5 protein-coding genes and 1 pseudogene are annotated in these 6,604 nt (G+C 43.5%); 5 read left to right on the forward strand and 1 reads right to left on the reverse strand.

Annotated elements, in window-relative coordinates; genetic code table 11:
- Positions 1-80: 80 nt before the first annotated feature.
- Positions 81-1,202, reverse strand: a complete 1,122-nt coding sequence (ald, locus tag B4F91_RS15175; RefSeq protein ID WP_004586748.1) for an alanine dehydrogenase — start codon at positions 1,200-1,202, stop codon at positions 81-83.
- Between the two features lie 142 nt (positions 1,203-1,344).
- On the opposite strand from ald, the gene lrp reads away from it, so the two are divergent.
- The 5 genes and pseudogenes from lrp to B4F91_RS15200 all read left to right on the forward strand — a co-directional run.
- Complete coding sequence (gene lrp, locus B4F91_RS15180; RefSeq protein ID WP_004586747.1) at positions 1,345-1,824, forward strand: leucine-responsive transcriptional regulator Lrp; 480 nt, start codon at positions 1,345-1,347, stop codon at positions 1,822-1,824.
- Between the two features lie 154 nt (positions 1,825-1,978).
- Entirely contained in the window at positions 1,979-4,507 is a 2,529-nt protein-coding gene (locus B4F91_RS15185; protein WP_286938068.1) for a DNA translocase FtsK, read from the forward strand.
- Entirely contained in the window at positions 4,507-5,133 is a 627-nt protein-coding gene (gene lolA / locus B4F91_RS15190; RefSeq protein WP_286938066.1) for an outer membrane lipoprotein chaperone LolA, read from the forward strand. Before B4F91_RS15185 ends, lolA begins: the two co-directional genes overlap by 1 nt.
- Positions 5,126-6,469, forward strand: coding sequence for a replication-associated recombination protein A (locus B4F91_RS15195; RefSeq protein WP_286938064.1), 1,344 nt, complete (start codon positions 5,126-5,128; stop codon positions 6,467-6,469). Before lolA ends, B4F91_RS15195 begins: the two co-directional genes overlap by 8 nt.
- A pseudogene (locus B4F91_RS15200) lies at positions 6,462-6,604 on the forward strand (fluoride efflux transporter CrcB); the annotation flags it as partial. The gene B4F91_RS15195 and the pseudogene B4F91_RS15200, both read left to right, overlap by 8 nt.

The following is a 6,604-nucleotide window of genomic DNA, read 5'->3' on the forward strand; positions in this document are numbered from 1 at the left end:
AGCAGCTAATTAGCTGCTTTTTTATTGCTTGTAGTTAGGTAACTATTTTGTTCAATAACACCTAACGACTAAACGCAAAATTACGCGTTTTCTACTGCAGTACGAGGGTCAACATATTCCATGTTGAACGCTTCAGCTACTTCTTTGTAAGTTACTTGGCCTTTAATTACGTTTAAGCCTTTTAAGAAGTGCGCGTCATCTAGTAGTGCCTTTTTGTAACCTTTGTTTGCGAGGTTAATAATAAACGGCAATGTTGCATTGTTAAGTGCAAAGGTAGAAGTACGTGGTACAGCACCTGGCATGTTAGCAACACAGTAGTGAACAACTTCATCAACAATGTATGTAGGATCAGCGTGTGTTGTTGCTTTAGAAGTTGCAATACAACCACCTTGGTCAATAGCAACATCAACAATTGCAGAGCCTGGCTTCATTGCTTTAATGTGATCGGCTGTTACTAGTTTAGGTGCTGCAGCACCTGGAATTAGTACGCCACCAATTACTAAGTCAGCTTCTAGTACGTGCTTTTCAAGTGCGTCAGCCGTTGAGTAAATCGCTTTAACTTTGTTACCAAATTGCGCGTCTAGTGCACGAAGTACATCGATGTTGCGGTCAAGTACTACAACGTCTGCGCCCATGCCAACAGCCATTTGCGCTGCGCTACGACCCACCATGCCGCCGCCAATTACAACAACCTTAGCAGCTTCAACACCTGGTACGCCACCTAGTAACATGCCACGGCCGTGGTTAGATTTTTCAAGCGCTTGTGCACCTGCCTGAATAGACATACGACCTGCTACTTCACTCATTGGTGCAAGAAGCGGTAAGCCGCCACGTGCATCAGTCACTGTTTCGTAAGCAATACAAATCGCTTTGCTTTTAACAAGGTCTTCAGTTTGTGGAAGATCAGGTGCAAGGTGAAGGTAAGTAAATAAAATTTGGTCTTCGCGTAGCATTGCACGCTCAACAGCTTGTGGCTCTTTTACTTTTACGATCATGTCTGCTTTTGCAAAAACATCAGCTGCAGTTGCTAAAATTTCAGCGCCAGCTTGTGTGTAATCTTCGTTAGTAAAACCAATGCCCATACCTGCATCTGTTTCAACAATCACTTGGTGGCCGTGATTTACTAATTCACGAACACTCGCAGGAACCATACCTACACGGTATTCATGGTTTTTAATTTCTTTAGGTACACCAATAATCATAAAATTTGCCTTATTAAGAACGGATTAACATTTTTCACTATTATATTCATCATAAGGCAGTGTGTCTCACCTTTTTTAAAAGCCTAGGCAGTGTTATTATCTAAATAATAAAAATAAACAGAATATTAAACTAGTTGGGTGTATGCATCAGTTATTAGATAGAATTGACCGTAAAATTTTAATGGAATTACAGCACGATGGGCGCCTTTCTAATGTAGAACTGGCCCGACGAGTTGGCCTGAGCGCCACGCCCTGTCTGGAACGCGTAAAAAAGTTAGAACGTGAAGGTTATATACTTGGCTACAAAGCGGTGGTTGATCCAGCAAAGCTTGGCCAAGGCTTATCTGTGTATGTTGAGGTAACCATTACCAAAACATCGCCCGACGTATTTGATGAGTTTAGTGCGGCGGTTAAACAGCACGAAGAGATAATAGAGTGTCACTTGGTATCGGGCAATTTTGATTTTTTATTAAAAACACGCGTAAACGATATGTCAGAATACCGAGGTGTACTAGGCGACATTCTTTTAAAGCTGCCAAACGTGAGTGAGAGCCGCACTTATGTAGTAATGGAAGAAGTTAAAGGTGAAGACGGTGTAATAATTCGCCCTTACATTGCGTAAATTTAACCGCAAAAGATAAACACACTCTAATTTATAAAAACTTGTTCATAATCAGGCCATACACATTAAGATAAAGTGCATCAAATTGCATTTCCTGCTAAGGTATTTGATTGCAAGCAAGTGCCAATAGAACAATAAAGAGGGATAGGAAGTTATGCGCCTAAACGGTGTGCAAAGACTATTAGAAACAGGGCTGATCATCAGTACCTTTGCGGCAATATTCATTTTATGTGCTTTAATCAGCTTTGATCCCGCTGACCCTGCGTGGTCGCAAACGGGTGAATTTAGAAACGTAAAAAATATTACAGGCACTGCCGGTGCTTGGGTAGCCGATATATTATTACTGTCATTTGGTTGGCTTGCTTATTTAGTGCCGGCCGCTATTCAGCTATTTGGCTATTTATTATTTAAACAACCTCATCGTATTTTACAGCTCGACTACACCACACTTGCTTTGCGTGTTATTGGCTTTGCTTTATTTATTACCTCAGCAACGGCAATCAGCAGCATTAACTTTGATGATATTTATAACTTTTCATCCGGTGGGGTAGTGGGCGATGTGATTGCATCGGCCATGATGCCAGCATTTAACTTTACCGGTACCTCTATACTATTATTGTGCTTCTTTTTTGCTGGGCTTACTTTATTAACCGGTGTGTCGTGGGTTGAATTTGTAGACTACCTCGGCGATTTAGTGGTTAGAGGCTACCGTTACACTGCTAATTACGCCCAAGGTTGGATGCAACGAGAGCGTATTGCGGCAAATCCGGTGCAAGCCGATGCGCAATTTAATGATGACCCTGACGATTATGAGCAAAGCGATACCACACTCGAGCAATCATCAGAATTTGAACAAGAACCAGCTAAAAGTAAAAAACCAGCTAAACAAAAAGCCATTACTAAAGAGCAGCCTACCTTTAGCGAGCCGCAAATTAGTGATGACTACAGCCCATTTGATGAGCTAGACGATATACTCGACCAAGAAATTGGCTTTAGCGCCATAGATGATGAGCCTATGGATACAGCGGCTGCACTTAATGCGCTTGATCAAAGCCAAGTTGTTGAGCCTGAAAAACCGGTTACCACGGTGGTATCGCCAGCAAGGCCTATGCCTAAACCAAAACCTGCATATCAGCCACCGCCAACAGCAAAAGAAAAGTTTGAAGAGTTACTTGATAAAGAGCCACCGCCAGGGCCATTACCGTCGCTTGATTTACTCGACAGACCGGATAAAGCAAAAAACCCGATATCGGAAGAAGAGCTTGAAAGCGTGTCGCGTCTTGTTGAAACAAAATTACTCGACTTTAACGTACAAGCAAAAGTGGTTGGCGTATACCCAGGCCCAGTTGTAACACGTTTTGAGCTTGATTTAGCACCGGGTATAAAGGTGTCTAAAATTACTGGTTTATCAAAAGATTTAGCCCGTTCGTTATCGGCAATTAGTGTACGTGTGGTTGAGGTGATCCCAGGTAAAACTTACATAGGGATAGAGCTGCCTAATAAGTACCGTGAAATTGTACGTTTATCTGAGGTAATTAACGCCCCTAAATTTGAGCAAAATCCATCGCCACTAACCATGGTGTTAGGTAAAGATATTGCAGGGCAACCTGTGTGTGCCGATTTAGGTAAAATGCCCCATTTACTGGTAGCGGGTACCACGGGTTCGGGTAAGTCAGTGGGCGTTAATGTAATGATATTAAGCTTACTGTACAAATCGGGCCCTGATGATGTTCGTATGATCATGATTGACCCGAAAATGCTTGAGCTTTCGGTTTACGAAGGTATTCCGCACCTATTGTGTGAAGTAGTTACCGACATGAAAGAAGCCGCTAACGCACTACGTTGGTGTGTAGGCGAAATGGAACGCCGTTATAAATTAATGTCGGCGTTGGGTGTACGTAACTTAAAAGGTTACAACCAAAAAGTACTTGAGGCCAAAGAAGCGGGTTACCCAATTCTTGACCCATTATTTAAAGACACCGACGGCATGAAAGAAGGCCCAGACGAGTTAGATAAACTACCGAGCATAGTGGTAGTAATAGACGAATTTGCCGACATGATGATGATTGTAGGTAAAAAAGTTGAAGAGCTAATTGCCCGTATTGCGCAAAAAGCACGTGCCGCAGGTATACATTTAGTACTTGCAACACAGCGCCCATCGGTAGATGTAATTACCGGCTTAATTAAAGCCAATATACCTACGCGTATGGCGTTTCAGGTGTCGAGTAAAATAGACTCGCGTACCATATTGGATCAACAAGGCGCCGAAAACCTATTAGGTATGGGTGATATGCTTTACTTACCGCCAGGCACAAGCGTACCAGAGCGTGTGCATGGCGCATTTGTAGACGACCATGAAGTACATGCGGTAGTAAACGATTGGAAAGCACGCGGTAAACCTAATTACATTGATGAAATTTTAAATGGTGATGCAACAGAAGATGTTTTATTACCAGGTGAAACCAGTGAAAATGCAGATGAAGAGTCAGATCCGCTATACGACGAAGCCGTTGCGTTTGTAATCGAAACCGGCAAAGTATCGGTATCATCAGTACAACGTAAATTACGTGTTGGCTATAACCGCGCAGCACGACTAGTAGAACAAATGGAAACATCGGGTATCGTGAGTTCACCAGGCCATAACGGCGCTCGCGATGTATTAGTACCTAATGGAGCAAATTAATGAAAAAATTAAACAGTTTATTATTAGTGCTTGGCAGTTTAATTGCCACGCCTAGCTTTGCTGATGACAGCCAAGCACTGCAAGACAAACTCGCAACCCTTAAAAGTTTTAAAGCGCAGTTTTCTCAAAACGTAACCGATCCGCAAGGCCAAGCGGTTATGCAAGGCGAGGGCACAATTGCCCTTAAACAACCTATGATGATCCGCTGGCAGCAAACAATCCCAGACGATACCTTATTTGTATCCAATGGTGACAAAACCTATTACTTCGACAGCTTTGCTGAGCAAGTAACTATTATGGATACCCATAGCCTTATAGATTCAACACCGTTTGTACTGCTTACTTCAAAAGATCCCGCACAATGGGAAAAATACAGTGTTCAAGCCACAGACTCTGGCTTTAGTGTAACGCCAAATAAAGGCGTAGAAAGCCAAGTAGAGCAACTTGATATTACCTTTGCAGGTAACGAGCAAGGCCTTGCTAAGTTAGTTGTGACGGATAATTCTGGTCAGCTTTCGTCGTTTAGTTTTAACAATGCACAAGTAAATACCTCGCTTGATACAAGCACCTTTGAATTTACCCCACCAGAGGGTGTAGAAATAGACGATCAGAGTAACGGTGAATAATTTAGGCTTTAACTTTGGGCCCGATGTACGCCCACTTGCGGCGCGCATGCGCCCAACAACGCTTGACGAATACATAGGTCAGCAGCATTTACTAAGTAGCGACAAGCCCTTGCACCAAGCCATTGTTGCAGGGCGTTGCCACAGCTTAATTTTGTGGGGGCCGCCTGGGGTAGGTAAAACCACCCTTGCGCAAATTATTGCAAACCACGCCGATGCCGAACTTATACAAATGTCGGCTGTGACTGCAGGCGTAAAAGATATTCGCGACAGCGTAACGCAAGCGCACGATAACCTACAAAGCCGCGGGCAACGCACCTTAATGTTTGTGGATGAAGTACACCGTTTTAATAAATCGCAGCAAGATGCATTTTTACCTCACATAGAAGACGGCACTTTTATATTTGTAGGTGCGACAACCGAAAACCCTTCATTTGCACTTAATAATGCGATTTTATCGCGTGCACGCGTGTATGTTTTAAAGTCGTTACAAGAGAGCGACCTATACACAGTGATAGAGCGCGCACTTAAGCAAGATGAGCAACTAAACCAAAAAAATATTGTTATTGCCGATAACGCCAAACAGGCGCTTTGCCAAGCAAGCGGCGGCGATGCCCGTAAAGTGTTAAACCTGCTTGAGCAAGCGGTTGATTTAACGAGTGAGCAAAACGGCACATACAACGTAGATGAGCACGTATTAAGCCAAGTACTGCCAACCCATTTAGCTAAATACGATAAAGGCGGCGATGAATTTTACGATTTAATATCGGCTTTTCATAAATCAGTACGAGGCAGCTCACCCGATGGCGCGCTGTATTGGTATTGCCGTATTTTAGCCGGCGGCGGCGACCCATTTTATGTAGCAAGGCGTTTACTTGCCATTGCCACAGAAGACATAGGTAATGCCGACCCACGGGCAATGGAAGTGGCGTTAAACGCATGGGATATATTTCAGCGTGTAGGCCCAAGCGAGGGCGAACGCGCCATTGCACAAGCCACTTTATACTTAGCCAGCGCACCTAAAAGTAATGCCGTTTATATGGCGTTTAACCAAGCAAAAGCTGATGCCAAAAACGAGCCAAGCTACCCAGTGCCAGAGCATTTACGAAACGCGCCCACAAACCTAATGAAAGATTTAGGCTATGGTGCCGAGTATCGCTACGCACACAATGAAGAGGGCGCCTTTGCCGCTGGTGAAAAATATTTACCGCCAGAAATTCAAGACAAACACTATTATTTACCGAGCGATCGTGGCCTTGAGCAAAAAATTAAGCAAAAGCTTGATTACTTAAAAGAACGCGACGCGCAAAGCCCGCTTAAACGATACGAAAATGATTAAACTTTATATGATGATCGCCCTTGGCGGAGCCTCAGGAGCCTGTTTACGATTTTTTATTAGCGAAACCATGCTAAAACTCCTTGGTAGGGGATTCCCTTTTGGCACGTTGACGGTTAATATTCTGGGTTCATTGTT

It is taken from the genome of Pseudoalteromonas sp. UBA6610, assembly GCF_002433295.1.
GTDB classification, from domain to species: domain Bacteria; phylum Pseudomonadota; class Gammaproteobacteria; order Enterobacterales; family Alteromonadaceae; genus Pseudoalteromonas; species Pseudoalteromonas atlantica.